Origin of the sequence: Pseudomonas baetica (assembly GCF_051216495.1) — a bacterium.
GTDB classification, from domain to species: domain Bacteria; phylum Pseudomonadota; class Gammaproteobacteria; order Pseudomonadales; family Pseudomonadaceae; genus Aquipseudomonas; species Aquipseudomonas baetica_B.
This window is the reverse complement of the sequence record NZ_JBPKAM010000222.1, coordinates 1-2,694: the sequence shown is the minus strand read 5'-3', so window position 1 is coordinate 2,694 and position 2,694 is coordinate 1. Positions and strand designations below refer to the sequence as shown.

General features: G+C 63.7%; 2 protein-coding genes. One reads left to right on the top strand and one right to left on the bottom strand.

Going from position 1 to position 2,694, the window contains the following annotated elements; genetic code table 11:
- The first annotated feature begins 96 nt into the window (after nucleotides 1–96).
- Nucleotides 97–1,260: an XdhC family protein gene (locus tag ACSFE6_RS31320; protein ID WP_435431237.1), complete on the top strand. Its 1,164-nt coding sequence runs from the start codon at nucleotides 97–99 to the stop codon at nucleotides 1,258–1,260.
- 38 nt (nucleotides 1,261–1,298) lie between these two features.
- Here the strand turns inward: ACSFE6_RS31320 and ACSFE6_RS31315 are convergent, their stop codons facing one another.
- A complete protein-coding gene (locus ACSFE6_RS31315; RefSeq protein WP_435431236.1) occupies nucleotides 1,299–2,582 on the bottom strand; it encodes a Zn-dependent hydrolase in 1,284 nt (427 codons plus the stop codon).
- Between the last annotated feature and the right edge of the window lie 112 nt (nucleotides 2,583–2,694).

Below are 2,694 nucleotides of genomic sequence, written 5' to 3'. Positions count from 1 at the left end.
GGCCAGCACATTCAACATCCCGGTTGACTGACTCACCGCCTTCGCGAGCAGGCTCGCTCCCACATTTGATCTCCATCATTTTTGAGATGAGATTTTATGTCCGGATTGAACGACCTGCTGCACGCCATCGATTCTGCCGCCCGTGACGGCGAAGAAACCATCCTCGCCACCGTCGTCAAGGTCGAAGGCTCAGCCTATCGTCGCCCTGGCGCGAGAATGCTCATCCCTTTGCACGGTCGCACGGTCGGCACTGTCAGCGGCGGTTGCCTGGAGCAGGACCTGGCGAAAAAAGCCTGGTGGCTGACCGACGCCGGCGAGCCAGTGGTGCGTCGCTACAGCACCGGCGCCACCGAGGACGAAGACGACGAACAAAGCGCCCTGACGTTCGGCCTTGGCTGCAATGGCACGGTGTTCGTGATGCTCGAACGCCTGCGGTCAAAACACCCCCACGCCGCCGTCGAATGCTTGCGCCGGGTACGCGACACGCAACAACCCGCGGCCATGGCAACGGTCATTGCCACCTCGCGCAATGCCTCGGCGCAGGTGGGTGAACGGCTGCTGTCGGACACCACGAGCGCCTTGAGAAACCCCGCGCTCAACCACGCCATCCGCCAGGACCTGCGCAAGACCCTGGCCGTAAAGAAGCCGTCACTGCGGCTCTACACCGATGCCCGTGGCGAAGTCGAAGTGTTCTTCGAATACCTCGCCCCGCCGCCGCGCCTGGTGATCTTCGGTGCCGGCCACGACGCGCAGCCGCTGGTGCGCATGGCCAAATGGCTGAACTGGCATGTCAGTGTGATCGACAGCCGCAGTCACTTCGCCCGGCCGGAGCGTTTTCCCCTCGCGGACGCGGTGATCTTCGCCAGCCTCGATAACCCGTTCGACCTGGAACCTTTGATCAAAGGCGCCGCCGTCGTGGTCATGACCCACAGCTACCGTCAGGATCGGCATTGGCTTGCGCAAGTGTTGCACGGCGCGCCGGCCTACATCGGCCAGCTGGGCCCGAGGGAACGCACCGAGCGGCTACTGGCCGAGATCGGCCAAGGTTCGTCGGTGCTGCATTACCCGATGGGCCTGGATCTGGGTGGCGATGCCCCGGAGTCCGTGGCGCTGGCGATACTGGCGGAGATCACCGCCGTCCTGAATCAGCGCCAGGGCGGCATGTTGAAGCGGCGCGACACACCGATTCATCCGGTGGATCTGGCGGTGAGCAAAAGCCTGGGAGCGATGGACGTGGAGATCGCGCACACCGCCCCATGACCCGGTGTGTGCGATCACAACAAGCGCCTGCGGTCGATTCAAGCCGCCAATTTGCCCTTCGCAATCGCTTCGGAAGCCGCGAGCATTGCCCGCAACAACACCGCACACCCGGCCGCCAGGTCATCCGGCGCGGCGTTTTCGATTTCGTTGTGGCTGATGCCGCCTTCACACGGCACGAAGATCATCCCGGCGGGGCCGAGTTCGGCGAGGAAGATAGCGTCGTGCCCTGCCCCACTGACGATATCCATGTGCGACAGGCCCAGGCCCTGTGCCGCGCCACGCACCGCTTCGACGCAGCCCTTGTCGAAGTACAGCGGCGGGAAATCCGCCGTGGGTGTCAGTTCGTAGGTAAGGCCGTGTTCCTGGCAGATGGTGTCGATGACTTCGCGCACTTCGGCAATCATCGAGTCCAGCCGCGCCGGCTCCAGGTGGCGGAAGTCCAGGGTCATGCGCACTTCACCAGGGATGACATTGCGGGAACCGGGATAGGCTTGCAGGCAACCGACGGTGCCGCAGGCGTGGGGTTGATGACCCAGGGCGGCGCGATTGACCGCGCCAACGATCACCGCGGCGCCGACCAGGGCGTCCTTGCGCAGGTGCATCGGGGTCGGACCGGCGTGGGCTTCGACGCCGCGCAGTTTCAGGTCGAACCATTTCTGTCCGAGGGCGCCCATCACGACGCCGATGGTTTTGCGCTCGTCTTCCAGAATCGGCCCCTGCTCGATGTGTGCCTCGAAATAGGCGCCCACCGGATGACCACTGACTTTTCGCGACCCGGCATAACCAATGGCATTCAGCGCCGCGCCAACGGTCACGCCGTCGGCATCGACCTTGGCGAGGGTTTCTTCCAAGGTGAATTTTTCCGCGAACACGCCGGAGCCCATCATGCACGGGGCGAAGCGCGAGCCTTCTTCGTTGGTCCACACCACCACTTCCAGCGGTGCTTCGGTTTCGATGTTCAGGTCATTGAGGGTACGCAACACTTCGACGCCGGCCAGCACGCCGAAGCAGCCATCGAACTTGCCACCGGTGGGTTGCGTGTCGATGTGGCTGCCGGTCATCACTGGCGGCAGGTCCGGGTTACGCCCGGGACGGCGGGCGAAGATGTTGCCGACGGCGTCAATGCTGACGGTGCAGCCTGCGTCTTCACACCACTTCACAAAGGTATCGCGGGCCTGGCGGTCGAGATCGGTCAGGGCCAGGCGACAGACGCCGCCCTTGGCCGTGGCGCCGAGCTTGGCCAGCTCCATGAGCGATTGCCACAAGCGGTCACGGTTGATGTGCTGATGGGTGGATTGTAGAACGTCGACGGCTGCGTTCATGGGGATCTCCTCTGGCTGTTCTTATGTGTTCTTCAGGCAATTCGTTGGTGTATGTGCCGCCGTCTTCGCGAGCAGGCTCGCTCCCACAGGAGGATCGCGTTCCAATTGTGGG